General features: G+C 45.6%; 21 protein-coding genes and 1 tRNA gene. 8 read left to right on the forward strand and 14 right to left on the reverse strand.

The annotated features are described in order from the left end of the window. Positions 1–16: 16 nt before the first annotated feature. The 8 genes from H8706_RS04890 to H8706_RS04925 all read left to right on the forward strand — a co-directional run bounded on the left by H8706_RS04890 (position 17) and on the right by H8706_RS04925 (position 11,542). The gene (locus tag H8706_RS04890) at positions 17–1,741 is read left to right on the forward strand and encodes an S-layer homology domain-containing protein (RefSeq protein ID WP_262431728.1); all 1,725 of its coding nucleotides are present in this window, start codon (positions 17–19) and stop codon (positions 1,739–1,741) included. Next, entirely contained in the window at positions 1,738–4,473 is a 2,736-nt protein-coding gene (locus H8706_RS04895; RefSeq protein WP_262431729.1) for a hypothetical protein, read from the forward strand. Before H8706_RS04890 ends, H8706_RS04895 begins: the two co-directional genes overlap by 4 nt. Before the next feature lie 12 nt (positions 4,474–4,485). After that, complete coding sequence (locus H8706_RS04900; protein WP_262431730.1) at positions 4,486–5,856, forward strand: hypothetical protein; 1,371 nt, start codon at positions 4,486–4,488, stop codon at positions 5,854–5,856. 24 nt (positions 5,857–5,880) lie between these two features. Then, positions 5,881–6,411, forward strand: a complete 531-nt coding sequence (locus tag H8706_RS04905; protein ID WP_262431731.1) for a hypothetical protein — start codon at positions 5,881–5,883, stop codon at positions 6,409–6,411. Beyond that, entirely contained in the window at positions 6,327–6,974 is a 648-nt protein-coding gene (locus H8706_RS04910) for a hypothetical protein (protein WP_262431732.1), read from the forward strand. Before H8706_RS04905 ends, H8706_RS04910 begins: the two co-directional genes overlap by 85 nt. A 24-nt stretch (positions 6,975–6,998) precedes the next feature. Continuing rightward, positions 6,999–9,776 (forward strand): carbohydrate binding domain-containing protein, encoded by a 2,778-nt coding sequence (locus H8706_RS04915; protein ID WP_262431733.1) that lies wholly within the window; start codon positions 6,999–7,001, stop codon positions 9,774–9,776. Between the two features lie 96 nt (positions 9,777–9,872). Next, positions 9,873–10,979: a hypothetical protein gene (locus H8706_RS04920; RefSeq protein WP_262431734.1), complete on the forward strand. Its 1,107-nt coding sequence runs from the start codon at positions 9,873–9,875 to the stop codon at positions 10,977–10,979. A gap of 155 nt (positions 10,980–11,134) precedes the next feature. Next, a complete protein-coding gene (locus H8706_RS04925; protein ID WP_178347733.1) occupies positions 11,135–11,542 on the forward strand; it encodes a hypothetical protein in 408 nt (135 codons plus the stop codon). 58 nt (positions 11,543–11,600) lie between these two features. Here H8706_RS04925 and H8706_RS04930 read toward each other — a convergent pair whose 3' ends face one another. From H8706_RS04930 to H8706_RS04995, 14 genes are all read right to left on the reverse strand, one after another. Further along, positions 11,601–12,863 (reverse strand): aspartate-alanine antiporter-like transporter, encoded by a 1,263-nt coding sequence (locus H8706_RS04930; protein WP_262431735.1) that lies wholly within the window; start codon positions 12,861–12,863, stop codon positions 11,601–11,603. Positions 12,864–12,977: 114 nt separating this feature from the next. After that, positions 12,978–14,573, reverse strand: a complete 1,596-nt coding sequence (locus tag H8706_RS04935) for an FAD-dependent oxidoreductase (RefSeq protein WP_178347731.1) — start codon at positions 14,571–14,573, stop codon at positions 12,978–12,980. Positions 14,574–14,587: 14 nt separating this feature from the next. Continuing rightward, a complete protein-coding gene (locus H8706_RS04940) occupies positions 14,588–15,262 on the reverse strand; it encodes a 4Fe-4S dicluster domain-containing protein (protein ID WP_178347730.1) in 675 nt (224 codons plus the stop codon). 35 nt (positions 15,263–15,297) lie between these two features. Then, on the reverse strand, positions 15,298–16,131 hold the full coding sequence (locus H8706_RS04945) for an FAD/NAD(P)-binding protein (protein WP_262431736.1): 834 nt from the start codon (positions 16,129–16,131) through the stop codon (positions 15,298–15,300). Beyond that, positions 16,124–17,149, reverse strand: coding sequence for a 4Fe-4S dicluster domain-containing protein (locus H8706_RS04950; RefSeq protein ID WP_262431737.1), 1,026 nt, complete (start codon positions 17,147–17,149; stop codon positions 16,124–16,126). Before H8706_RS04950 ends, H8706_RS04945 begins: the two co-directional genes overlap by 8 nt. After that, positions 17,142–18,134 (reverse strand): 4Fe-4S dicluster domain-containing protein, encoded by a 993-nt coding sequence (locus H8706_RS04955; RefSeq protein ID WP_262431738.1) that lies wholly within the window; start codon positions 18,132–18,134, stop codon positions 17,142–17,144. The genes H8706_RS04950 and H8706_RS04955 overlap by 8 nt, the downstream gene beginning before the upstream one ends. Beyond that, positions 18,122–18,556, reverse strand: coding sequence for a hydrogenase iron-sulfur subunit (locus H8706_RS04960; protein WP_178347726.1), 435 nt, complete (start codon positions 18,554–18,556; stop codon positions 18,122–18,124). The genes H8706_RS04955 and H8706_RS04960 overlap by 13 nt, the downstream gene beginning before the upstream one ends. Further along, positions 18,547–20,541 (reverse strand): CoB--CoM heterodisulfide reductase iron-sulfur subunit A family protein, encoded by a 1,995-nt coding sequence (locus H8706_RS04965; protein ID WP_178347725.1) that lies wholly within the window; start codon positions 20,539–20,541, stop codon positions 18,547–18,549. The genes H8706_RS04960 and H8706_RS04965 overlap by 10 nt, the downstream gene beginning before the upstream one ends. 16 nt (positions 20,542–20,557) lie before the next feature. After that, positions 20,558–20,944, reverse strand: coding sequence for a 4Fe-4S dicluster domain-containing protein (locus tag H8706_RS04970; protein WP_394354522.1), 387 nt, complete (start codon positions 20,942–20,944; stop codon positions 20,558–20,560). Continuing rightward, positions 20,934–21,743 (reverse strand): CoB--CoM heterodisulfide reductase iron-sulfur subunit B family protein, encoded by an 810-nt coding sequence (locus H8706_RS04975; protein ID WP_178347723.1) that lies wholly within the window; start codon positions 21,741–21,743, stop codon positions 20,934–20,936. Before H8706_RS04975 ends, H8706_RS04970 begins: the two co-directional genes overlap by 11 nt. A 33-nt stretch (positions 21,744–21,776) precedes the next feature. Continuing rightward, positions 21,777–23,153 (reverse strand): class II fumarate hydratase, encoded by a 1,377-nt coding sequence (gene fumC, locus H8706_RS04980; RefSeq protein WP_178347722.1) that lies wholly within the window; start codon positions 23,151–23,153, stop codon positions 21,777–21,779. 18 nt (positions 23,154–23,171) lie between these two features. Then, positions 23,172–24,116: an L-lactate dehydrogenase gene (locus H8706_RS04985; protein WP_178347721.1), complete on the reverse strand. Its 945-nt coding sequence runs from the start codon at positions 24,114–24,116 to the stop codon at positions 23,172–23,174. 401 nt (positions 24,117–24,517) lie between these two features. Beyond that, positions 24,518–26,122, reverse strand: coding sequence for a phosphoenolpyruvate carboxykinase (ATP) (gene pckA / locus H8706_RS04990; RefSeq protein WP_178347720.1), 1,605 nt, complete (start codon positions 26,120–26,122; stop codon positions 24,518–24,520). Between the two features lie 125 nt (positions 26,123–26,247). Then, positions 26,248–26,334, reverse strand: a tRNA-Leu gene (locus H8706_RS04995). Positions 26,335–26,436 lie beyond the last annotated feature (102 nt).

Genomic DNA, 26,436 nt, shown 5'->3' on the forward strand with positions numbered 1-26,436 from the left:
AATGAGGAGTGATAAGATGAAAAAAACAATTTCAGCGCTTCTTTGCACGGCTGTTTTGGCGCAATGCGGATCAACGGCATTTGCCGCAGCGATAGACACCGTGAAAGAAGATATGGACACGCAGATTATTACGGTTTCGGGTTCAAAGCTTTCAAATAACGACAAAGTGCTTATCGAGGTGTTCAATTTCGATAACGGCACGGTAGATTACGAAAACGGTCTTGAGGGAATTTTTGCGGTGAATACCGATGAAAACGGCAGTTACACTGTAAGCTTTAAACTTCCCAAAACGTCCGCGACGGGCGAAAAGAAAATTTTTGCGCGCCCCGTTGTCGGCAAAAAGAGCGAGGATAAGATTGATTTTTATTCGTCCGAAAGCATTGACACAATTTTGCTTAACTGGAACAGCGCGATACAAAATCAGGATAAAACCTCTATGGAAAAGGTTATAAACGACAAAACCGCGCTTAAAATCATTCTCAATTCAAGCCTTGCGGATACTCTCGCATCGGAGCTTGTGTCCGCTGACAAAACGGTGCTTGCGGAAAAACTTTTAAAACTTCCCGAGGCAACGAGAATCAGTGATTTCGCGCCCGATTTTATCGCACCGTACATAAATTTTGCGATAAACAATCTTTCGGCGGATACGCTTGCAAAGCTGGTTTCGGAGTTTTATGACGAAATCGACGCCGTGAAAGGTGCGGTGTATGAAAACATCATTTCAAAAATGAGTGATGACGAAAAAACCGTGCTTTTCAAAGACTCGGCAAACTTCAGAACGAAAGATATTTCCACTGAAGATTTCGCGTCGGTGATATACAGCCGTGCTGTTTATAATAAGTTTTCGGAAATTACGTATTATGCAGATGTAAAGCCGTTTATCGACCTTTACAACACCGATTATTTTAAAATTGATTTCACCGACTACGACGCGGTGTCAAACAAATATGAGGTTGACTCAAAGGTTTTGGAAAACCGTCACGCATACTCGGATTTTGAAACGTTTAAAACAAAATACGAGGGCTGGGCGAGCGCGCAGAAAACCGCGGAACAGGGAAGCGGAAACGGCGGAGGTTCGTCCCCGTCAAGAGGCAGTTCGTCCTCAAAGGGCGGTTCGTCGGTCGGCTTTGTTCCCACTCCCGTCACCGAGGATATTTCTATAGTAAAAGAAGAAATTTTCAAAGATTTGGAAAACTTTGACTGGGCGAAAGAGCATATTATGGCGCTTTACAACAAGGGCGCTGTGGACGGCACCGAGAAAAATACATTCTCGCCGTCAAATCTTGTAACGCGCGAACAGTTTGTAAAAATGATTTCCGCGCTCACAGCGTTTGACGAAAATTCGCCGAGCGCAGAGTTTTCGGACGTTGCAAAAGGCGAATGGTATGAAAAATACATCAACGGCGCAAAAGCGTCAGGGCTTATATCGGGCAGAGATGACGGCACCTTCGGCGTCGGCGACTGCATTATCCGTCAGGACGCGGCGATTATGTGCCTTAACGCGATAAAGAAAGAACGTCCCGACCTTTTGGAAAATCTCAAAATAGAAAAACTTCCGTTCGGCGACGCAGGCGATATTTCGTCGTATGCGGTATACGCGGTGTCGGCCCTTAACAAGCTCGGCATTTTAAACGGCGACGCGTCGGGCAATTTCAACGCGAACGCAAACGCGACGCGCGCAGAGGCGGCGGTTATGATAAACAAGGTTATGACACTTATCGGCGAGGGGGCGGAAAAATGAGAAAAAACATTTTAAATAAAACAGTTTCGGTGCTTGCTGCATTTGTGATGCTCGTTTCGCCGATTTCGGCATTGGGCGAAACGGACATTTCGGCGGAAAACACAGGCAATACCGAAGTTGCAGAAAGCACTGAAAATACTGAAAATACAGAAGTTCTCGGACATTACGAAATGAACGTTTTAAACAGTCTCGGAATTGTAAATTTCACCGAGGCAAAGCTTACGCAGAACGTTACAAATGAGGAATTTGCGGGCGCGGCGGCGCTGGTCGGCGGTATCGCAAAAGACTACTATCAGGACGGCGTGCTCCAAATTCTTATCGACTGCGGATATATGCCGTCGTCATCGGCGTATCCCGACAGGGATATAACATATGCCCAGGCGGTTAAAACCATAGTTTCCACACTCGGCTACGACGTGTATGCGAAAAATTACGGCGGATACCCCGGCGGTTATATCATTGAGGCGGCAAACCTCAAAATCACCGACGGACTTGACGGAATATCAAACGACACTCCGCTTACATACGGTATGATGTGCGTTATGATGTATAACAGCCTTGAGGTTAAAATGCTCGTTTCAAATTCGTATAACGGGAACACAAAATCCGAGAAAACCGACAAGGTTTTGAACGAAGTTTTTGAAATATACGACGGCTACGGCAGAGTTACCGCGAACTCAATCACTTCACTTTCGGGCGACAATAACTACAATCCCGAGAAAATCGAAATTGACTCAAAGGAATACAAAAATGCCGATTCGTCGTATGACGATTTGATCGGCTATAACGTGCACTATTACTACCGCGACAATGCACCGTATATGAACGACGCGCTTTATATGGAAATCGACGAGGGCGCAAACAAAATCCTCACCGTTTCAAAAGACGACAGCACATATGTTGCGGACAAAAATATTTTTTACTACACCAAAAACAATTCGCTAAAACAGGTTAATCTTTCGGACGGCTATGTGCTTGTTTACAACAAAAGAGTGACCAAAAACGGACTTGAAAAATATCAGGGCAATATAGACGGCTCCGTTACGCTTGTTGACACAAATTCCGACGGCAAGTATGATTTTGTCGAAATTTCGTCGTATACCACAATTTACGTTTCGGTTGCAAACGGATATTCAAAGGAAATTTTCGATAAATTTGACACTGCAAAGAGCGTTTGCCTTGACGATACCATAAACGACAGTCAGTTTATTATCCGCGACACAAGCGGAAATGAAATTCAGTATTCCGCAATAAAAGAGGGCAACGTTGTTTCGGTGCTTATTTCGGACGACAAAAAAATCGGCACGGCAATAGTGTCGGACAAAGTACTTAAAGCAAACGTAGACGAAATTGAAAATTCAAACGGCAGTACGTATATTTATGCCAACGGCGAAAGATACGCGGTTGCCGACAGTGCAAAAGATTATATCGGCGAGATAACTCTCGGCGCACAGTATCAGCTTTCTTTCGATTTTCAGGGCGAAATCGCAGGTTTTGTTTCGAGCGATTCGGTGTTTAACTACGGTCTTATAATGAGCGTTGTAAACGACACCGACAAGTCGAAAGAACCGGTTACACAGCTTAAAATTTTCACGTCGGACGGTAAGGTTGAAAAGCATTATTTTGCCGAAAATGTGACTATTGACGGTGACAAATATAAAAAATCCGCAAAAGAAAGCGCGAAAAAGGTGACAAACGCTTACAAGGCGCTTTATATGACAGACGACAACGGCGACGAGGTTTACAAATCGAAATTTATAAGATATAAACTCAAAGACGATTTTATCACCGAAATTGATACCGCATATTATGATTCGTCGAAAGAGGATGAAAAATCGCTTCATCAGATAGGCAAAACCTCAAACAAAACCATTCACCGTGAAGGCCAGTATTTCTATACCGCGCTGGGTGACGGTGTTGTTTACGACGGTGCGGTTACGGTATTTTTAGGCTACCGTGTTGACCTTGACGGGGAGGACGAAAATGGATATTCGGTTATGAAGGTTGCCGATTTTGCGTCGGGCTACAGCGTTCCCAACATTTCGGCATACACCACCGACCTTAAAACTCCCGACGCGTCTTACATTGTGGTCGGACTTACAAAGGATTACGCAACGGATATGCAGAACAACAATCTTTCGGCGATGTGCTTTGAAAAAATCACAAAGCGTGTGTCGGGCGAGGACGAAAAATACTGTGTTGTCGGCTGGGATTTGCTTAAAAACACAAGCATTGAAATTGAGGTTGACGATATTACGCCCGTTTCAGGCTTTACAAAGGGTGATATGTTCTCGTACCGCCTCACGCCGACAGGTGAATTCGGAAAGGTTTATCTTGCTTACGACGCGTCGGCGGCAAATCATATTTCGTTTATTGACGAAATGGGTGTAAACGGTGCGGCGGCGCCGTCGGGCGGCGCGCAGAAGTGGATGCACGGTATGCCGTATGCATCATCGCTCAACTACATCTATCTTTTGCCGTATTCAAAGAGCAGCGATGCAAAAACGCTCGCAAAAAGCAATTTTAACGACTGCAAAATGGTTGCACACAAAAGAAGAAGCCCCAACTATTACGTTTACGACCAAAGCGAGGTAAAATCTAACGGAAAGAGCTATCTCACTCCCGTTACGCGCAGTGACTTAAACGATTATATGAAGACGGGCGCAGGCGCGGACACCGTTCTGGTACTCAGCTGTCCGTCCGAGTATTCGGCGGTTATAATCTTTCGGTAGGAGGGGAGAATTATGAAAAAATACAATAAATTTCTGTGCGCACTCCTTGCGGTGACGATATTTGCGTTTTCGTTTTCGGCGGTTTGCCTTGCGGACGGCGAATACGAAACCGAGGTTGAGGTTAAGTCGTTTATGCCGCCGATAGGCGAAATTATTGTTGACGATACGCTTGAGGGAACAAGCTCATACCCGATAGCTGCGGCGCTCACATCGTCAAACTCTGTGAGCGAGGACAGCGGAAACACGGCGCTTATGATCAACAGTTGGAATTCGGTTCCGCTTGTTTCGAAGGATAATTTTATAAATTCCGACAAGCTTGTTGTTTCGTTTGATATTAAAGCGACAGGTACAAGTTTCGCCGACGCGGTATCGGGTTCAACGTTTGACCTGACAAAACGTTCGGCAACACATTTCGGTATAAGATTCGGTGGCAGCGGCGAGGACGGTGCGGTATTGTCATTCAGCAGTAATAAAAATCCCAAAGTTGAAAAAGAAACCCTCAATATGTGGGTTGCTTCGGGAAAAGCGCCCAATTCGCAGGGAAGTGAAATCCCGGTTGTGCAAAACAATACGGAAAAGGACGGATACGTTAATTTTACGTCGATTTATGAGAAAAGAGCGACGGGAGTTTATCTTACCGCGCTTTATGTTGACGGTGAAAACATTATTACCGAAAAGCTTAAAACCGGATACACGGCGGCGGCAAACTGGTGGAGCGCAGACGGTGCTGCAAAGGTGCTTTTGCAGAACAGAACGGGCAAACCGCTTTACAACTATTATGACAACATACTCATTTATGCGCCCGAAAAATTTGCCGTGACAAGCGTTGAACCCGACGCGGACAATATGGGCGCAAGGGTTGTTTTCAACTACGCCATAGACAAAACCGATTTGCCGAATTTCACCCTTACCGACGATGACGGTACGTATGCCTGCAAGGCGGACAGAGGTGCAAATTCAAAAGAAATTCACATTTCGTTTGATAAGGCGATAGACCTAAATGAAAAAAACTACTACCTTGACATTGATTACGTCAAAGCGTCGGCAGGCGACATTCTTGAGGACGCGCGGCTTTATCTCGGTAAAGAATACGTCGGAAAGCTTGACGCGTCGGCTGTTAAGAGCGCGGACGAAATCACCGTAAGCATAGACGCCGAGGCGAAATGTGACGATGAGGTTTATGCGGTTGCAACGGCATTTTCCGGTGACAGCATTGTGGATTTCAAGCTTGAAAAGGTAACTCTTTCGGCCTCCGGTACAAATTCGTTTTCGCTTTCTCTTAACGGCGGGGACGTATCAAATGCCGACAGAGTTCAGGTGTTTTTGATTGACAGTGCTGAAAATATGCGCATTGTTTCAAGTATTGAAACACCCGAGCTTTGATGACGGTGTAAAGGAGAAAATCCTATGTTTAAAAAATTTACGGCTCTTTGCATTGCGGTGATTTTCGCCGTAATGCAAGCCCCGTTTGCGTGTGCGCAGACGGAAAAAAAGGCAGAGGTGACAGATTTTTGTCTTTATAATTTACAAAATAATCCTATTATGGGAAAAATAGAAAAGAATACGGAGTTTTATTTTACCGCAAACGTTAAAAACACAAGCGGTGAGCCTTTAACCGCAAAGGCATATCTTGCAGTGTTTGAAAAAGGTACAAACGCACTTGCGGACGTTTTTGAAAGCGCGGATTTAATCCTTGAAAACGGCGAAAAATCGCTTATCCGCACCGACGGCAAAATTCCGTCCGATATTGCGGACGAATATTTTATAAAAATTTTCGTATTTGAAAAAACAACTCTTACACCGCTTTGTACACGGCGGCGGCAAACTGGTGGAGCGCAGACGGTGCTGCAAAGGTGCTTTTGCAGAACAGAACGGGCAAACCGCTTTACAACTATTATGACAACATACTCATTTATGCGCCCGAAAAATTTGCCGTGACAAGCGTTGAACCCGACGCGGACAATATGGGCGCAAGGGTTGTTTTCAACTACGCCATAGACAAAACCGATTTGCCGAATTTCACCCTTACCGACGATGACGGTACGTATGCCTGCAAGGCGGACAGAGGTGCAAATTCAAAAGAAATTCACATTTCGTTTGATAAGGCGATAGACCTAAATGAAAAAAACTACTACCTTGACATTGATTACGTCAAAGCGTCGGCAGGCGACATTCTTGAGGACGCGCGGCTTTATCTCGGTAAAGAATACGTCGGAAAGCTTGACGCGTCGGCTGTTAAGAGCGCGGACGAAATCACCGTAAGCATAGACGCCGAGGCGAAATGTGACGATGAGGTTTATGCGGTTGCAACGGCATTTTCCGGTGACAGCATTGTGGATTTCAAGCTTGAAAAGGTAACTCTTTCGGCCTCCGGTACAAATTCGTTTTCGCTTTCTCTTAACGGCGGGGACGTATCAAATGCCGACAGAGTTCAGGTGTTTTTGATTGACAGTGCTGAAAATATGCGCATTGTTTCAAGTATTGAAACACCCGAGCTTTGATGACGGTGTAAAGGAGAAAATCCTATGTTTAAAAAATTTACGGCTCTTTGCATTGCGGTGATTTTCGCCGTAATGCAAGCCCCGTTTGCGTGTGCGCAGACGGAAAAAAAGGCAGAGGTGACAGATTTTTGTCTTTATAATTTACAAAATAATCCTATTATGGGAAAAATAGAAAAGAATACGGAGTTTTATTTTACCGCAAACGTTAAAAACACAAGCGGTGAGCCTTTAACCGCAAAGGCATATCTTGCAGTGTTTGAAAAAGGTACAAACGCACTTGCGGACGTTTTTGAAAGCGCGGATTTAATCCTTGAAAACGGCGAAAAATCGCTTATCCGCACCGACGGCAAAATTCCGTCCGATATTGCGGACGAATATTTTATAAAAATTTTCGTATTTGAAAAAACAACTCTTACACCGCTTTGCAATGCCGTTTCGTTTGACGCGTCGGGCGCGTATGAAACGGAAGGTTACAACGGCGGGTATCTTTCGCGCGATATAATCATTGACCCGTCGTTTGAAGACGACAGCCGTTCGGTGATGGGCTGGAATCCGCGCAGTGCAAGCGAAATTCAAAGAACCGCCGATTATGCGTTTGACAAAAACTATTCCTGCAAGGTTTCAAACCGTGTATGGGCGAGCGACGCAATAAGGCAGGATATCACCGAAAATCTTAAGAAATCCGGAAGCGGAGAATACCGCGTGCGTTACAGTGTGCTGACCGCCGCGGTAGATGTAAATTTTCAGATTATAATTGCACTGTATGACAAAAACGGGGTAAGAACAAGCGCAAAACCCGTTCCCTGGAACGCACTTTATATAAAAACGGATGCGGAGCACAAAAATCAGTGGATGAGCGCGGAAAAAAGTGTAAATATAAACGTTCCCGAAAATTTTTACAGCGCGGAAGTTTATGTCGAAATGCTTAACAATATCTCTGATTTTTATATTGATTTCTGCTCGATACGAAAGGTTATAACCTACGGCGAATATCTTGCGGAAAATGCGTATTTTTGCGAAATCGACACTGCGCGCGAGCTTGAAAATTTAATCGGAAAAAAATCCGATTATGTTTCAATTCATCCGAAGGATACAAACGAAGTGCTGAAAAACCCGTATAAAGGGCTTAATTATTACACTACAAAGCTCGATTTTTCCCAACTCAATTTAAGCGGTGACGGCGCAAAAATTTCAAACGTTGTCTACGCGCGTTACGGCTGGGCGGCGCTCGAACCGGAGGACGGAGTTTATAATTTTGACCAAATTGAAGAAAATATAAACTACTGTGCCGAAAACGGTATGATGCTGGGTATCGGCATCGGCTCAACCGTGTGCTATAACAGTGCGTCAGATTACCGCCAAGATACCCCCGGCTGGCTTTTTACAAAGTACGGCGCAAAAAGCTACGACCTTAAAATCGGCAATAACTATCTGAAAATTCCGTATTACAACGACGCGGTTTTTCTTGAAAAAATGCAGAGATTTTTGGATAAATTCGCCGAAAGGTTTAACGGCAACGAAAATATTGCCTATGTTGATATGCGTGTTTACGGCAACTGGGGCGAATGGCATTTTTACAGCAGTGTCTTTGACGGTTACAGAAATTCCGTCACATACACCGATGAGGACTTCAAAAGGCTTGTAGATTTATTCAAAAATTTCAGACTTCCGCTTGCAATGTTCACCTCGAACACAATGGCGCTTAATTATGCGTCCGATACGCTTAACGCCGGTATTCGCGTTGACGGAACGATGAACCCGGGCGAGAGGGACGAGCATTTGAAGCTTAAAAGGTTTGACGGCAAAAATTTTGCGGTTGCGGAGTGGTTTGCACAACCCGAAACATTTTATCCGGCAGGCACATACAACGGAAAAACCTATTCCAAGGGCAAATATTCAAAATATTTCGGCTATCTTCCGACATTTATAGAAAAGACAATCCGTGAGGGTGCGGTAAGCTATATTTCGCTCGGATACTGGAATCCCGAGGATTTTTACAAAATGTTTCCCGATTTGTCAAAGCGTATGGCAAATGAAACGGGGTATTGGTTTAAGCCGATAAGCTTTAAATATCCTAAGAATTTTGCGGACGGATATTTTATGATGGCGGTTAAAAATGACGGAAGTGCACCGCTTTATGCGGGATACAAGCAAAATTCGGGCGTAAAGCTTGCGCTTGCGGACGCGGACGGCAATATTTTGGAAAAAATAACGCTTGACGCAAATCCGAAAAACTGGAAAGCGGGCGAAATTTCGTATATTACGCAAAAAATTTCGTTTAAAAATAAGCAAAACGCAGGTCATATCTATCTCGGAGTTTTTTCGGATGCAGACGCAGAAAATCCCGATATTAAGCTTGGTATAACCGCCGAGTGCAAAAACGGCTGGTATGACATCTGCCATACGGAGAACGCGGAAAATACGTCGGACAACAGGCTTTATTATTCGTCGCTTGCCTTTGCCGAGGACGGCTGCGGCTACCGTGATTTACGCTATGCGTTTGACGGCAGTGCCGATACGTATTTTGCGTCCGAGGTGCGTAAGGGCGAGTATTTTGAAGTTGATTTCGGCGAATACGAAAATATTTCAAGTATCGTTATAAATGCGAAAGAAAAAACGAACGCGAAAATTTTTGTGTATGCAAAATCGGACGGTGCTCTGCGAAAAATTACCGAAATAAACGGATTAAACGCAGGTGAAAATACGTTGACATTAAGTTGTGAAACAAGCAAAATTCGCTTTACATTCGGCGAAACGCGCCTTGGCGAAAGCATAAAAATAAGCAGTATTAAAATGAATTGAAAAAGTACACCAAATGTTAAAAAAGTGGAATTGTAACCGCGGACGCGGTGTGATATTCTTAAGTTAGAAAATGAAAATTTGAAAGGGTGGATAAAATTGAAAAGTAAAAAAATATTAGGTTTACTCCTTGTTGTAACACTTTTATCTGCAACTGTGTTTGGTACGGCGAGCGTCTTTGCGGCAGGTGCGCAAACAAATGTAAAACCCGAAAGCTATATGCCTCCGGTTAAAACGATATTTGTTGATGATGATTTTGAGAATAGAACGGTTGACGGGGGGGTTGCTCCTGTTGCTAAGGGCGAACCCGGTTATCGTGCAAATCAAATTAGAGAGGCCGACAAAGCCGGAGCCGGTTTTACTGCTAAAAAAGAAAATGACAATATTTATGCCTATAATGATACGCAGTATAAGACAATTAGGGTTTGTGATAAGGTAATACCGACATCTGCCGACAGATTGGTTATTTCTTTTAAATTTAATGTGAGCACACGAGCAGCGGGCGATGATTTTATGTTGAGATTTGGAAGTTCAAACAGCGCAAGAGCCTTGCGGTTCCTGTGGACAAGTAAAAATCGTGTAGAGATATACAAGTTTATTACTGACCCCACTACATCGAGCGGATATAATACGCCATGGTTATATAATATCGACGGAACGGCAAGCAAGACGTGGATTGACTTTACTTTAGTTTTGATTAAGAGTGGCAGCGGAGATAGCGCAGTTGCAAAAATAGATAAGATGTTCGTTAACGGTACAGAGGCTAAAATATCTGCAGATGTAAGAGAGCTTATGGCTGATTGTAACTGGTGGAAGAATGTATCGGATCCTGCTGAAAAGTTAAATGCAATTAACATTGGTAACGCAAAAGGAAACGGTTATATGTTTGATGACATTCTCATCTACGAGCCGTACGACGTATATATGACCGACATTGACGCAGTAAAGAAAACCGTAAAAATCGTAAATGACGGAAGTAATGCGGTTGAGGGAAATGTTTTCATTGCGCTCTACGACAACGACAAAAATCTTCTTGCGGCAAAAGAGGCAAGTACAGCATTGAGCGTTCCGGCAGGCGGAAGTCAGACGGTTCCTCTCAACGACGAAACATTCGGTCACGCTGATGCGAAAACCGCAAAAATATTCTTCTGGAACAAGTCGAGTCTTGCACCTCTCTGTGCGGCAGAAACTGTTTCGTTACCATAAAAATATATAAAAAAAAACGAGTGGAATTTGAAAAACGGTACACATTTTTGTGTACCGTTTTAATTTTCGACAAATTTTGCACCAACTCCGTTTTTTATACATATTATACAATGCAAGGAAAACTTGCAATTCAAACGAAAAAGGGGGTTAATTTTATGTGTAAAAACGGATGCTGCTGCGCATTGCAGATTGTAATTTCGCTTGTCGTTGCGGCGGTTGTCGGCGTGCTCCGCTACTTCGGATATATCGTCGGTGCAGAACCCGTCTGGGCGGTTTTTGTTGTCGGCACTGCAGCGCTTGCACTGCTCATTGCCGGTATATTTATGTCGCGCTGTACCTCGTGCCGTCAGCACACAAGCGTATGCGGACGTATTCTTCTTGCAGTCGGAGCAATCGGAACTGTTATAACCTCAATAATCGCACTCGCAACGCTTGACGCCGCCGTTTTGACTGCCGCGATTATATCGGCATTTGTGGCATTTTTTGCCTCTCTGCTTATATCGGGCATAATCATAAACGCACTCGGAACGTCAAGCAATGACGGACAAAGATGCAGAATGTAGGCATTAAAAAAGGACGGGATTAAAATTCCGTCCCGTCCTTTACATACTTTTTGTAAACCTAACCGAATATAACAATCATAAACTGCGACACCAGCACAACCGCCAAAAGTGCGATAGGATATGTCGCCGCGTATGCCGAGGCAACGTCCTCCGTTTTTGCAACGTGGATAAGCGTGCCGAGCGCAGGGGTGCTTGTCATACCGCCTGTGATTGAGCCGAGCGAGTTTAACAGACTCAGCTTCAAAATCTTTGTTGCGATTATAAATCCGACAATCATCGGAACAATGGTCATAAGTGCGCCGTAGAGGAAGTATATCGGTTTGAAATACTTCGCAAAGTTTGCACCGCCGGCAACGCCCGCGCCGATTAAGAATATCATAAGTCCGAGCTCACGAAGGCACTCAAGAGTCTTTTTCGGAGGCATAACGTTAACCTTGCCGATACGCGAGAAATGTCCGAACACAAGCGCGGTGATAAGACAACCGCCCGTTGTGGTGAGCGAGAAGCACGTTCCCGAAAGTCCTTTTGCCGAGAGCGGAATTTTGATGTTTCCGATTATAATTCCGATAAGCGCCGCAAGTCCGAACGCGCCGAGTCCCATATCGTCAATGTCGATAAGGTTTCCGAGCGCTTTTGCTGCCGAACCTGTGTTTACGCTCAAAAGTTTTTTGCGCTCCTCATCCATATTTGCGCCCACGATTTTGGGCATAATCTGAACGAACAAAACAACGCCGATTACACCGAAAAGGTATGCGATACCATAGCCGACGGTAACCGCCGATTCAAGCTCCGCCGCAAGATTTGCGTTTGCGCCGTAAACGTTTTTAACCGTTTCTTTTGCCGCTGAAAATCCCGGCGTTGTGGTGAGCGAGCCCGACAAAAGTCCGTCGATAAGCGCGAGGAACTGTGTGTGGTCGGCTTCAAAGTTTCTGCCGATAAGATAGCAAACCACACAGGTTATTCCGCCCGACAGAATGATTGCAACACCGAGAAGAATATACGATTTAAAGTTTTGCTTAAGGTTTTTGAAAAATTTCGGACCGGCGATAAATCCTACCGAGGTTACAAAGAAAACAAGTCCGAGATTTTCAACAATTTTAAGTCCCTGCTGTGCAATTTCTGCCGTTTTTAAAGCGTTTGCAAGCTGTTCATAGAAAAACGCGCCGTACAAAAGCGAAATGACAAAAACGCCGGCAGTACCGAGCGAAATGCCTTTCACGGTTACGCGTCCGAGTAAGTATCCGAGCGCTACAATCGCCATTATCGAAAAGATAAGGTACGATACGCTCGAAATGGAAATAACTCCGTTAAATAAGTGCATTTTTAAGTCCTCTTTCAGTTTAATTGTTCTTTTTATGTATTTTCCAAAGTAACATTTTGTCCGAAACACCCGTGTATTTCAGATGTTTCGGACAAAGATGCGTTTTATGTTTTTTTATTTTCTGCGGTAATCGGGCAAAAGCATAGGCGAAACAGCGTCTGTTTTAACACCTGCTTTTTCTCTTTCCGCGTCAAATTTTGCAATGTGCTCAAGTGTGAGCGCGCCGACTTTAACGTCTTTTGAATGAGCCGCCGCATTTTTGCCGGCGCTTCTGCCGAATACGATAATATCGAGCAGTGAGTTGCCCATAAGACGGTTTCTGCCGTGTATTCCTCCGACTGCCTCGCCTGCAACATAGAGGTTTTCAACGTTTGTTGTCATACCGTCAACGTTTATATCAAGACCGCCGTTCTGATAGTGAAGTGTGGGGTAAACCAAAATCGGCTCTTTGCGAATGTCTATGCCGTAGCTTGCGAACATACGCATCATTGCAGGAATACGTTTTTCGATTGTGCCTTCACCGCCGATTGCCTCAATCATAGGCGTGTCGAGCCAAACCGCGTCTCCGCTTCCCGTGTCAACGCCCTCTTTGCGGTCACTGCACTCTCTTATGATGGACGCCGCCGCAACGTCACGCGTTTCGAGCGGATGCATAAACACTTTGCCGTCCCTGTTTACGAGTTTTGCGCCGAGCGAACGCACCTTTTCGGTAACAAGCGCACCGAAAATCTGCTGGGGGAATGCCGCGCCTGTGGGATGATACTGAAGTGTGTCGGCATACAAAAGCTTTGCGCCTGCGCGGTAGCCCAAAACAAGACCGTCCGCAGTTGCGCCGTAGTGGTTGGAGGTCGGGAAGCCCTGGTAGTGCATACGTCCGGCACCGCCCGTTGCGATGATAACAGTTTTTGCTCTCGCAACCATAAGCTCTTTTGTTTCCATATTCATAAGCACAGCGCCTGCAGCCTTGCCGTTTTCGTCGAGAATAAGTTCAATCGCGGATGTGAAGTCCACAACCTCGATACCGCGGTTTAACACTTCGTCGCGCAAGGTTCTCATAATTTCAGCGCCCGAATAGTCTTTCGCCGCGTGCATACGTTTTCTCGATGTACCGCCTCCGTGGGTGGTAATCATTGTGCCGTCCGGCTCTTTGTCAAACTCAACGCCGAGTTCGTTAAGCCAGCCGATAGCCTCGGGAGCGTCGCACACAAGTTTTGCCAGAAGTTCTCTTTTTGCCGCGTAGTGACCGCCGCCGAATGCGTCCACAAAGTGGATTGCCGGCGAATCGTTGGGTTTGTCTGCCGCCTGAATACCGCCCTCTGCCATCATTGTGTTTGCGTCGCCCATACGGAGTTTTGTGACAATCATAGTTTTCGCGCCGGCGTTGTCCGCCTCGATAGCCGCGCTTGTTCCGGCACCGCCGCCGCCTATGATAAGCACGTCAACGTCGTATTTGATGTTTGAAAGGTCAACGTCCTTTGCGGAAATTCTCGAATGAGCCTCGAGCATATCGCAAAGCTCAATCGGCACTTCTTCGCCTTTGTTCGGGCCGAACGAAAGCTTTTTAAATTCGCTTTTTTTGTAGTCGGGATGATAGGAGGCAAGCAGTTTTTCTTTTTCCTCCGCCGTCATACGTTTCGGCTCGTAAGCGATATTTTCTTTTCTTGCTTCTTCAACCGCTTTAAGTGATTTTTGAAAATTTTCAGAATACATTGCTTAAAACCTCCTTACTTTTCGATTTCTCTGTTATTGTAAAGTTCTTTGATTTCGTCAATGGGTTTGCCCATAAGATTTTCTATAAGCTCGGTAAATGTGCCGTCTTTAATCTCTTTTATGCGGTCCTCAAGATGTTTTGTCTTGGGCGCGAGATATTTTCCGTTAAGACGTCTTGCAAGCATTGCAACCTGCGGATGCGAAATTCCCGCGGGACATCTTGACGAACATACACCGCACATAACGCAGTCAAACGATTCCTCGGCGCATTTGTCAAACTCTCCGCGCTGTGCGTATGCGATATACTGCATAACGTTAAGGCTCTGCGTACAGCTTTTTGTGCAGGCATTACAGCCTACGCAAGCGTAAATTTCGGGATAAAGCTGCATCATAATCTGCTCTGTCGGCTTAACCTTTTCAATGTCGTAAACCTCTTTTACGAGAGGGAAGAACGGCAGAGTTGCAACATACATATTATCTTCAACCTTGGTCTGACAAGCAAGACAAGTTTTAAGTTCCTTGTCGCCCTTTATGCGGTAAATGGTAGCGCATGCACCGCAAAATCCGTTTCTGCAGCCGCAGCCGCGCACAAGCTGATAGCCTGCATATTCCATTGCGCGCATTATTGTAAGGTTATCGGGCACAGAATACTGCTTGCCGAAAAGGTAAACATTAACCATATTTTCCATAATCAGTTCCTCCTTATATATCAAAATCCGTCGTATTAGTATTCATCGGGCAGCTCGTCGATTTCGTCGCATCTGAAAACGGGGCCGTCCTTGCAGACGTATTTTGAACCGATATTGCACCGTCCGCATTTTCCTATTCCGCATTTCATACGAAGTTCCATTGTGGTGTAAACCTGCGTTTTGTCAAATCCAAGTTCCTGCAGGCCTGCAAGAGTGAATTTAATCATAATCGGAGGTCCGCACAAAATCGCGGTTTTGTCGGTGGAAAATCCGAGCTCTTTAACATAGTTCGGAACAAATCCGACGTGTCCGTTCCATTCGGGCTGTTCGCGGTCGATTGTAAGGTGAACGTTCACACCTTCGTCCTTCGACCATTCGTCGATAATTTCTTTGTAGTCCACCAAATCCTGCATACTTCTCGAACCGTACACAATATCAATTTTACCGTATCTGTCGCGGTAGTGACGGCAGTAGTTTATAACCGAGCGGAGCGGTGCAAGACCGATACCGCCGGCGATAAAGAGCATATCGTGACCTTTAAATTCGGTGTCAACGGGAAATGCGTTGCCGTAAGGTCCTCTGATTGTAATCTGCTGACCTACCTCCATAGAATGGAGCCATTCGGTGACGCAGCCGCATTTTTTTATGGAAAATTCCATAAATTCTGTGTTAGTGGGCGAGGAGGTTATCGAAAACATCGCTTCGCCGACTCCCGGGATTGAAAGCATAGCGCACTGACCGGGTTTATGCTCGAAAGCTTTTTTTCCGTCGGGGGTTACCACGCGGAAAGTTTTAACGTCGGGCGTATCTATGCGAATGTCGGTAACAACGCCGACAACGGGGATAAGCGCTTCTTTTTCGTTAAGCATTTGCCTTGCCTCCTAACTTTTTCATAACTTTTACAATGTTCATCTGAATGGGGCATTTTGCCAGACATCTTCCGCAGCCGACGCACGAGAAAAGTCCGTCGTTGTTTGTGGGATAATACACAAGCTTGTGCATAAATCTCTGACGGAAACGTTCAAGCTGGGTAAGACGGGGCTGACCTGCCGACATTTTGGTAAATTCGGAATACATACACGAATCCCAGCAGCGGAAACGCTTAACGCCGTGACCTGTGTTGAAATCTTTTATATCGTAGCACTGGCAGGTGGGACACACAAATGTGCACGTTCCGCAGCCCAGGCACGACTCGGAAAGCTCGCTCCATTCGGGCGCGTCGAAAAACTCTTTTGTTTTTCCGCTTCCGAATTTGTCCGCCGTAAGATTTGCAAGCGGAAGGCGCGAAAGAAACTCTTTTATAACCTTTTTCTGTTCGTCAACCGCGGTTTCGTCCGCATTTTCGGTAACGCTGTCAATTTCTTTTAAGAGATTTTCGCCCTTTTCGGTTTTTGCGTCCAGATAGAAAAATCCGTCCGCTTTATAACAAACCACGTCGCCGTCGGGTTCGGACGCGTCAATGCCGAAAGTATGGCAGAAACACGTTTCAACGGGTTTATTGCACGCGAGCGACATTATAATGCCGTGTTCGCGCCTGTTTTTGTAATAGGTGTCTACAGGCTCTGCCAAAAATACGCGGTCGAGAACGTCAAAGCTTTTCACATCGCACGCTTTTATGCCGAAAATAACGAAATCTTCACATTCTTCGCGCGTGTCGATAACTTCAATGTTTTTGCCCTCAACTTTAAAATCCATAAGGTTTTCGGTCTGCGGAAAGAAGAAATCTTTTGCACTGCGCACCGTGTTAAGCTCGTTTGAAAGAACACTGCCGTTTTCAAACTTTTTAAATTTTGCACCGCCCTTTGTATCCTGCGGAATATAAAGGGTTTTGCCCGACGCGATTTTTTCAAAAAGCGCGGTTATATTATCAGCTGAAATTTTACGCATCGCCTTCACCTCTTTCCACTGCCTCGCCCGGCTCAATATCTTCGGTGGTGTAGTTTACAACCGGCGCTCTCGAGCCGACTTCTTCGCCTGCCTGATAGTCGCCGTAGAAAGCGTTTATATCTTTTATAAACTTTCTGTTTAAAAGGTGGAGCGGAATGTGCTGGGGACAAACTCTCGAGCACTCACCGCAGTCGGTACATCTTCCGGCAACGTGGAACGCGCGGATAATGTGGAACATTTTTTCTTCAAATTCGTTTGACGCCGCTTTGTTTTCAACGCCCGAATTGGGGTTATCGAACACGCACTTTTCACAGGTGCAGGCAGGACAAACGTCACGGCACGCGTTGCATCGTATGCATCGCGAAAGTTCGTTTTGCCAGAAAGCAAATCTTTCGTCGGGAGTCATTTTTTCAAGCTTTTCCACCTCGTCGAAACGCGTATTTTCGAGAACCTCGCCGTTTTCGCCGATAAGTTCGTCGTACGCAACGCATTTTTTCGATTTGCAGTTTATGCATCTTTCCGAGAGATAGTCGTTTCTGTCAAGTTCGATTTTGCCGTCGTATAAGGTGTCAACGGTGATTTTGCCGTTGTTTTCGGCAACCGACACAATACCGTCGCATTTTTCTTTTATTTTGTTAATATCGAGCATACCGTCACAGGGGATACCCGCCGCGTAAACCTTCTCGCGGTCAAAACGGTGCTCGGTGAGAAGCTGATTAAAGCTGTACGAGTCGCAGGGTTTTAAGAAAACCAAAACCTTGTTTTCGTCTTTTGCGGTTTCTTTTACAAGATATTTTGAAAAGTTTGCACCGCAGAAGCTGCCCCATACAAAGCCGTCATCGAGGGAGGATACGTCTTTGAAAACCGACGGCGTAACGTCGTAGTCAAATTCGCCCTTTCCCCAGGCAAGAACACGGTTTACCGTGCCGTTTTCCATAAGTTCTTTTGCTTTTGAAATGAGAATTTCACGGTTTATTTTTTGCATCGTAAATCCTCCAATCTCTTATTTTCGCCGAGTGACGCAACTTTTGACGCAAAATCGTTCATAGTCTGCGCAAATTTTGCACCCTCCGCGGCGCTTACCCATTCAACGCGAGTACGCTCTTTTTCTATGCCGAGATAGTCGAGCATTGAGAACAAAAGCGCCATACGTCGGCGTGTGTAGTAGTTTCCCGAGGTGTAATGGCAGTCGCCGGGGTGGCATCCGCAGATGATTACACCGTCGGCGCCTCTTTGAAACGCACGGAGAATAAACATCGGGTTTACTCTGCACGAGCAGGGAACGCGGATAATTTTTACGTCCGCGGGATAATTAAGTCTGTTGTTGCCCGCAAGGTCTGCGCCTGCATATGAACACCAATTACAGCAGAACGCAACGATAAGCGGTTTATATTCGTTTACTTGCATATTGCATCTACCTCCGCCATAATTTGTTTGCTTGTAAAGCCTTTAAGGTCCATAGCGCCCGACATACAAGCAACCGTGCACGCACCGCAGCCCTGGCAAACCGCCTCGTTTACCGACGCAACTCTGCGCACTTTCGTGGTTCTGTCCGGCATACGGAATTCTTTGTCAACATAGGTTATTGCACCGTAGGGGCAAACGTTTGCACAGGTCGAACAGCCGTTGCACATCATTTCGTCCGAATGTGCCACGCACGGGTTGCCCACAAGCTTGTCTTTGCACAAAAGTCCGATAACCTTTGATGCCGCCGCGCCTGCCTGCGATACCGTTTCGGGAATATCTTTCGGGCCCTGGCACGCTCCCGAGAGGAACACGCCGGCGGTGGGGCTTTCAACGGGCCGCAGTTTGGGGTGCGCCTCGGTGAAGAAGTCGTTTGTATCCATACTTGCGGTGAGCATTGTTGCAAGCGGACGCGCCGATTTGTCAGGCTCTATCGCCGCCGCGAGAACAACCAGATCCGCGTCGATATGAAGCTGTTTTCCGTCCAGAAGGTCGCTCGCCTGAACCTTTAATTTTCCGTTTTCGGGCGTAACCTTTCCGACCATACCTTTTATATAGTGAACACCGTATTCTTCAACCGCACGGCGGTAAAATTCGTCGAAATTCTTACCGGGCGTACGAACGTCGATGTAGAAAACATAAACGTCGGTGTCGGGATATTTGTCGCGTATAAGCATTGCGTGCTTTGCTGTATACATACAGCAGATTTTCGAGCAGTATTCCTTGCCCTTTGCCGCGCACGAATCGCATCTTGAGCCTACGCACTGAACAAAAACAATGGTGTGAGGGTGCTCGTTGTCCGACGGTCTTAAAAGCGTACCGCCCGTAGGACCTGCCGCGTTCATAAGACGCTCAAGCTCAAGAGAGGTGATAACGTCCTTGGACTGCGAATAAGCAAACTCGTCGAATTTGTCCATTGAAATGGGATTAAATCCCGTTGCGGCAACAATCGCGCCGTAACGTTCGGTGATAAATTCGTCTTTTGCTTCGTAATCTATTGCTTTGGCGGTGCAAACCTTTGAGCAGACACCGCATTTTCCCGTTTTAAGCATTGTGCAGTAGTTGGGGTCGATTGTGGCAACCTTGGGCACTGCCTGTGCAAACGGAATGTAGATAGCACGTCTTGTATCCATACCGAGGTTAAACTCGTTGGGAACTTTCTTCTGCGGACATTTCTCTGTGCACGCTCCGCATCCTGTGCAGACGTCCTCTTTAACGTAACGCGCTTTGCGTTTTACGGTAACTTCAAAGTTTCCGACAAAGCCTTTTACGTCGGTAACTTCGGAATATGAGAAAATTCTGATTTTTTCGTTCTGTGCAACGTCCACCATTTTAGGCGTCAAAATACAAGCCGCGCAGTCGAGCGTGGGGAACGTTTTGTCAAGCTGTGCCATTTTTCCGCCGATTGTCGGTTTCGATTCAACAATGTCAACCTCAAATCCCGCGTCTGCAATGTCAAGAGCGGTCTGAATACCGGCAATACCTCCGCCGATAACCAGCGCGCGCTTTGTAACGGGGCTTTCGCCGGGTGTGAGCGGTGCGTTGAGGTTAACTTTTGCAACTGCGGCTTTTGCGAGAATAATCGCTTTCTGTGTGCCTGTGGGAACGTCTTTATGAACCCACGAGCACTGTTCGCGGATATTTGCAATTTCAACCATATAAGGGTTAATACCTGCTTTTGCGGCGGTTTTTCTGAACGTCGCCTCGTGCATACGCGGTGAGCAGGAGCAAACAACAATACCTGTAAGATTGTTGTCTTTAACGGCATTTATAATCATTTCCTGACCTGCCTGCGAGCACATATACTGATAATCGGTGGAGAAAACAACACCGGGTTCTGTTTTAAGCGCTTCGGCAACAGATTTTACGTCTACCGTACCTGCGATGTTCGTTCCGCAGTGACAGACAAAAACTCCAATTCTTTGCATTGTTTTTCTCTCCTTTCTATTTTGAATATTTCCTGAACGCGCTCATAATTGCCTGCTGGGGCATATCGTCGTCCAAAAGCTTCGGAATATCGTTCGCCGTGAGATGGTTTGCGCCTTTTTGACGAACGTTTAAAAGACGGAGCGCCTCAACAAGCTTTGCAGGCTCAACGCCTCTCGGACAGCGGTCTACGCACGCGAAACACGAAAGGCATTTGTATACCGAATCGGATTTCATAAGAGTGTCAATATCGCCGTTTTCAACCATATATACAAACTGATGGGGATGATATTCCATCTCGCCGTAGGACGGGCAGGTTGCCGAGCATTTTCCGCATCGCATACACTTTCTGGGGTTGACGCCCGACATACGGATAACTTGTTCTTTTAAGTTTTTATTCTGCATCATTATCCTCCTTCACGCCGAGAGCTTCAGCCAAAAGTTCGGTAAAGTATACAACGGGAACACTGCTTTCGTTTTTGATAAGGTTGTATTTGCAAAGCGGACAGGCGGTAACTATAACCTCCGCGCCGTTTGCCTTTGCGTTGTCGGACACCGCGTTTGATTTTTTCTTCGCGCTTTGTGCGTCCTCAAGTGCAACATATCCTCCGCAGCACTCGTTTCTCATAGAATAAATAACGGGTTCTGCGCCGAGAGCGCGGATGAAATCCTCAATAATTGAGGGATTTTCAACGTCGTCAAACGCCATAACCTTGCCGGGACGCAGAAGCATACAGCCGTAGTATGCCGCAACCTTTCTGCCGGTTAACGGGTTTTTCACCGCGGCTTTGATTTTGTCAAAGCCGACGGTGTTTTTAAGCAATTCAAGATAGTGCAGAACCTCGGTTTCGCCGTTGTAGTCCTCGCCGTCAAAGTCTTTATCCTGTGACATATAGAGGTTTGCTTTTGCGGCAAAATCCTTGTCGGTTTGCATTTCGTGGTTTGTTTGTTTTATAACATTATGACAAGCGGAGCACACCGTAACCAAAGGCTGACCGTCTTTTTTTGCGGCTTTAAGCGCGCGGACCGACGAAAGCTTTGACGCAATTTCGTCTTTTGCGCTTACAAACACACCGCCGCAGCACTGCCAGTCCTTGATTTCGCACATTTCAACACCGAGAATTTCGGCGCATTTTCGCGCATAGAAATCAAGTTTTTTCGCCTTTGTTCGGAGGGTGCATCCGGGAAAATAACTTACCTTCATTTGTCTACCTCCAATATTTGGGAATACTTTGTATTAAACCATCTGTTCGGGGTGGAATACCTCGTCAAATTTTTCCGCTGTGAGGAAACCTAATTCAACGCAGGCTTCTTTAAGCGAAATATTGTCTTTGAAGGCTTTTTTAGCCGTTTTTGCGGCATTTTCGTATCCGATATACGGATTGAGCGCCGTAACAAGCATAAGCGAGTTGTGGAGATTGTGATACATTTTGTCCTTGTTTGCGGTAATTCCCACTGCGCAGTTGTCGTTGAACGAAACTATCGCCTCTGCAAGAAGTCTTGCGGACTGGAGAAAATTGTAAGCCGCAACGGGCATAAATACGTTAAGCTCAAAGTTACCCTGCGATGCCGCAACCGAAACCGCAACGTCGTTGCCCATAACCTGAACCGCAACCATTGTAACCGCCTCGCACTGTGTGGGGTTAACCTTACCCGGCATTATGGACGAACCCGGCTCGTTTTCGGGAATGTGAATTTCACCCAAACCGTCACGCGGACCGGACGCAAGCCAGCGAATGTCGTTTGCGATTTTAAGCATATCGCACGCTGTTGCTTTGATAGCGCCGTGAGCGAAAACGATTTCGTCTTTCGATGTCAAAGCGTGGAATTTGTTTTCAGCGGTGATGAAATCTTTGCCTGTAAGTTCGGCAACTTTTTTTGCAACCAATTCCGAAAATCCTTTCGGAGCGTTAAGTCCCGTACCTACAGCCGTTCCGCCGAGAGCAAGTTCGCAGAGCGGTTTAACCGCCATTTTAAGAAGTTCGGCATCTCTTTCAAGGCTCGATCTCCAGCCCGAAATTTCCTGACTGAATTTGATAGGCGTAGCGTCCTGAAGATGCGTACGTCCCGATTTTACGATGCCTTCGTTTTCAGCCTCGAGTTTTTTGAATGTTTCGATAAGTTTTTCAACCGCGGGGAGGAGTTTATCCTCAATCGCGATAACCGCCGAAATGTGCATAGCGGTGGGGAATGTGTCGTTAGACGACTGGCTCATATTTATGTCGTCGTTGGGGTGGCAGAGTTTTGTGCCGGCAAGCTGATTTGCACGGTTTGCAATAACCTCGTTTGCATTCATATTGGACTGTGTGCCCGAACCTGTCTGCCAAACAACGAGCGGAAAATGTCCGTTAAGTTCGCCCGAAATAACCTCGTCGCACGCTTTTTTGATAGCGTCCAGCTTTTCAGCCGTCATTTTTTCGGGTTTAAGCTCGGCATTTGCCATTGCCGCCGCTTTTTTGAGTATTCCGAATGCATGTGTGATTTCGCGGGGCATTGTTTCAATGTCCACGCCGATTTTAAAGTTTTCGTGGCTTCTCTGTGTCTGTGCCGCCCAAAGCCGGTCGGCAGGAACTTTCATTTCACCCATAGAGTCGTGTTCAATACGGTATTCCATTTTAAATTTCCACCTTTCTTATATGTCAAGATTGTTGATTACTTCTTTTAATGTATCTGCGCTGTGACGGAGTTTTTTGATTTCCTCGTCGGTAAGCGAAACGTTTACTTTTCCTCTTACGCCGTTGTGACCGATCATATTTACGGTGCTCAAGCAAACATCGTCAATGCCGTATTCGCCGTGCATCATTGTAGAAACCGTCATAGTTGTGTCAATTCCGCTCAAAATGCATTTGCAGATGTGGCAAACCGAAACCGAAACCGCGTAGAATGTCGCGCCTTTTCTTGCGATAACGCGTCCGCCCGATTTTCTTACGTACTGCTCAATTTCCTCAAGGTCAAGCTCGGGGCTTGAAATTCCCGGAGTTGTGATGAGTTTGTGACATTCCGTAATCGGAACGTTTGAGATGTTTGCAACCGACCACGGAATAAACGACGAATCGCCGTGCTCGCCGAAAACGTAAGCGTGAACGTTGCTCTGGTTTATGTTGTAGTATTCCGAAAGACGCGCGCGCAGTCTTGCGGTATCGAGAATTGTGCCCGAACCGATGATGTGGTTTTCGGGAATTTTCGAGAATTTGTGGAATGTATAAGTGAGTATGTCAACAGGGTTGCTGACAATAATGTAAATTGCGTTGGGCGCATAGTTTGTGATTTCGGGAATGATTTCCTTTGTGATGTTAACGTTTGTCTGCGCAAGTTCGAGCCTTGTCTGACCGGGTTTTCTTGCTATTCCGGAGGTTATGATAACAATGTCGGAATTTACCGCGTCGCGGTAGTCGCCGGCATAGATGGAACAAGCGCCGCAAAACGGAGTGCCCTGTCTTATGTCGAGAGCTTCGCCGAGCGCCTTTTCGTTGTTGATGTCAATCATAACAATGTCTGACGCTATGCCCATTACTGTAAGTGTGTAAGCAATAGTGGAGCCTACGCTTCCTGTTCCTACGATAGAAATTTTGTTCATAAATTCATTACACCTTTCCTTGTAGATTTCTTGGTAGATTTGTTGTCAAACACGGTCGGAGTAATTGTGTCCGATAGTTTGTCAAATTTTTAACAATATATTATAAATACTCTGTAAATTATAACATAATTCGACAATAATTGCAACATTATTTTTGGTATATCGTATTATATTTATTGATATAGCAAAATTTATATGCCAAAAACGGCATTATTCCCGTGCATTATGCGAAAAAATAAGAATTTGCGAAAAAACGGCGGTACCCGATATGTGAAAAAAATATTCATAAAATACAAAAAGCGTCCTCTTAAAAAGAGAACGCTTTAAAAATTATTTTCAAAATTTTATGTGTAAATTTCAAATGCAAACGTTCGGATTTAATCCGAAAATTTACCTTAAAACTACATCTGCGGACCTGCGCTTACCAAAGCTTTGCCTGCCGCATTGCCCTCGTATTTTGCAAAATTCTTGATAAATCTTGCAGCGAGGTCTTTAGCTTTTTCTTCCCACTCGGAAGCATTAGCATAAGTATCTCTGGGGTCGAGAATGTTTTTGTCAACGCCCGTGAGCTCTGTGGGAACTTCAAAGTTGAAGTACGGGATTTTCTTTGTGGGTGCATTTTTGATGTCACCGCTCAAAATAGCGTCGATAATACCTCTTGTATCGCGGATTGAGATACGTTTGCCGGTGCCGTTCCAGCCGGTGTTAACGAGGTATGCTTTCGCACCGCTCTTCTGCATTTTCTTAACGAGTTCCTCCGCATATTTTGTGGGGTGGAGCTCCAGGAATGCCTGACCGAAGCAAGCCGAGAATGTCGGTGTGGGTTCGGTAATTCCGCGCTCTGTACCCGCAAGTTTAGCGGTAAAGCCCGAAAGGAAGTAATACTGTGTCTGTTCGGGTGTAAGAACCGAAACAGGGGGGAGTACGCCGAATGCGTCAGCCGACAGGAAGATTACGTTCTTTGCGTCGGGAGCGGCAGATACGGGACGTACGATATTTTTAATATGGTTAATCGGATAAGATACACGTGTATTTTCCGTTACGCTCTTGTCGTTAAAGTCGATTTTGCCGTCTTTGTCAAGTGTAACGTTCTCCAAAAGCGCGTCGCGTTTGATAGCGTTGTAGATGTCGGGCTCGGAGTCTTTGTCAAGGTTGATAACCTTTGCATAGCATCCGCCCTCAAAGTTGAATACGCCGTTGTCGTCCCAGCCGTGCTCGTCGTCGCCGATGAGGAGACGTTTCGGGTCGGTGGAAAGAGTTGTTTTGCCTGTGCCCGAAAGACCGAAGAAGATAGCTGTGTTTTTGCCGTCCATATCGGTGTTTGCCGAGCAGTGCATAGACGCAATGCCTTTGAGCGGTAAGTAGTAGTTCATCATAGAGAACATACCTTTTTTCATTTCGCCGCCGTACCAGGTGTTAACAATAACCTGCTCACGGCTTGTGATGTTGAACATAACTGCGGTTTCGGAATTTAAGCCAAGCTCTTTGTAGTTTTCAACTTTAGCTTTCGACGCGTTGTAAACAACGAAATCGGGCTCGAAGTTTTCAAGTTCTTCAGCGGTCGGCTTGATGAACATATTTGTAACAAAATGAGCCTGCCAAGCAACCTCAACTATAAATCTTATAGCCATACGCGTGTCTTTGTTCGTACCGCAGAAAGCGTCCACAACAAAGAGTCTTTTGTTTGAAAGCTCTTTGAGCGCGAGGTTTTTAACAGCCGTCCAAGCCTCTTTTGAAGCAGGGTGGTTGTCGTTTTTATATTCGTCGCTTGTCCACCAAACGGTGTCCTTTGAGTTCTCATCCATAACGATAAATTTGTCTTTGGGCGAACGTCCCGTGTAAACGCCTGTCATAACGTTAACTGCGCCGAGTTCACTTACCTGACCTTTTTCAAATCCTTCGAGATTTGATTTTGTTTCTTCCTCAAACAACATATCGTAAGAGGGATTGTGCACGATTTCGGTTGTACCCGAAATGCCATACTTGCTCAAATCAATTTTTGCCATTTTGAATTACCTCTCTTTCATACTTTTTCTTCATAAGGCTTTTAATAATGTTCCTTAAAAATTAACAAATGTTTAAGTAGCGGTCTTAGGAAATCAACGCTTTGCCTTGATTTCTTAAGACCTTCTGGTGCACCCGAGGAGACTTGAACTCCTATGAAATTGCTTTCACACGGACCTGAACCGTGCGCGTCTGCCAATTCCGCCACGGGTGCGGATTTTTATTTGTATATCAGCCTAATCGAAACACATTATATCACACCGTTTCAAAATAAGCAATACAAATTTTCAATTTTATTCAAAATTTTCATATTTTT

The organism is Qingrenia yutianensis (assembly GCF_014385105.1).
GTDB classification, from domain to species: Bacteria; Bacillota; Clostridia; order UMGS1810; family UMGS1810; genus Qingrenia; species Qingrenia yutianensis.

Bases quoted from the DNA above. Each gene is read 5' to 3' on its own strand.
- H8706_RS04890 (WP_262431728.1), top strand. From the start codon at position 17: ATGAAAAAAACAATTTCAGCGCTTCTTTGCACGGCTGTTTTGGCGCAA.
- H8706_RS04895 (WP_262431729.1), top strand. From the start codon at position 1,738: ATGAGAAAAAACATTTTAAATAAAACAGTTTCGGTGCTTGCTGCATTT.
- H8706_RS04900 (WP_262431730.1), top strand. From the start codon at position 4,486: ATGAAAAAATACAATAAATTTCTGTGCGCACTCCTTGCGGTGACGATA.
- H8706_RS04905 (WP_262431731.1), top strand. From the start codon at position 5,881: ATGTTTAAAAAATTTACGGCTCTTTGCATTGCGGTGATTTTCGCCGTA.
- H8706_RS04915 (WP_262431733.1), top strand. From the start codon at position 6,999: ATGTTTAAAAAATTTACGGCTCTTTGCATTGCGGTGATTTTCGCCGTA.
- H8706_RS04925 (WP_178347733.1), top strand. From the start codon at position 11,135: ATGTGTAAAAACGGATGCTGCTGCGCATTGCAGATTGTAATTTCGCTT.
- H8706_RS04930 (WP_262431735.1), bottom strand. From the start codon at position 12,863: ATGCACTTATTTAACGGAGTTATTTCCATTTCGAGCGTATCGTACCTT.
- H8706_RS04935 (WP_178347731.1), bottom strand. From the start codon at position 14,573: ATGTATTCTGAAAATTTTCAAAAATCACTTAAAGCGGTTGAAGAAGCA.
- H8706_RS04940 (WP_178347730.1), bottom strand. From the start codon at position 15,262: ATGGAAAATATGGTTAATGTTTACCTTTTCGGCAAGCAGTATTCTGTG.
- H8706_RS04945 (WP_262431736.1), bottom strand. From the start codon at position 16,131: ATGCTTAACGAAAAAGAAGCGCTTATCCCCGTTGTCGGCGTTGTTACC.
- H8706_RS04950 (WP_262431737.1), bottom strand. From the start codon at position 17,149: ATGCGTAAAATTTCAGCTGATAATATAACCGCGCTTTTTGAAAAAATC.
- H8706_RS04955 (WP_262431738.1), bottom strand. From the start codon at position 18,134: ATGCAAAAAATAAACCGTGAAATTCTCATTTCAAAAGCAAAAGAACTT.
- H8706_RS04960 (WP_178347726.1), bottom strand. From the start codon at position 18,556: ATGCAAGTAAACGAATATAAACCGCTTATCGTTGCGTTCTGCTGTAAT.
- H8706_RS04965 (WP_178347725.1), bottom strand. From the start codon at position 20,541: ATGCAAAGAATTGGAGTTTTTGTCTGTCACTGCGGAACGAACATCGCA.
- H8706_RS04970 (WP_394354522.1), bottom strand. From the start codon at position 20,944: ATGCAGAATAAAAACTTAAAAGAACAAGTTATCCGTATGTCGGGCGTC.
- H8706_RS04975 (WP_178347723.1), bottom strand. From the start codon at position 21,743: ATGAAGGTAAGTTATTTTCCCGGATGCACCCTCCGAACAAAGGCGAAA.
- fumC (WP_178347722.1), bottom strand. From the start codon at position 23,153: ATGGAATACCGTATTGAACACGACTCTATGGGTGAAATGAAAGTTCCT.
- H8706_RS04985 (WP_178347721.1), bottom strand. From the start codon at position 24,116: ATGAACAAAATTTCTATCGTAGGAACAGGAAGCGTAGGCTCCACTATT.
- pckA (WP_178347720.1), bottom strand. From the start codon at position 26,122: ATGGCAAAAATTGATTTGAGCAAGTATGGCATTTCGGGTACAACCGAA.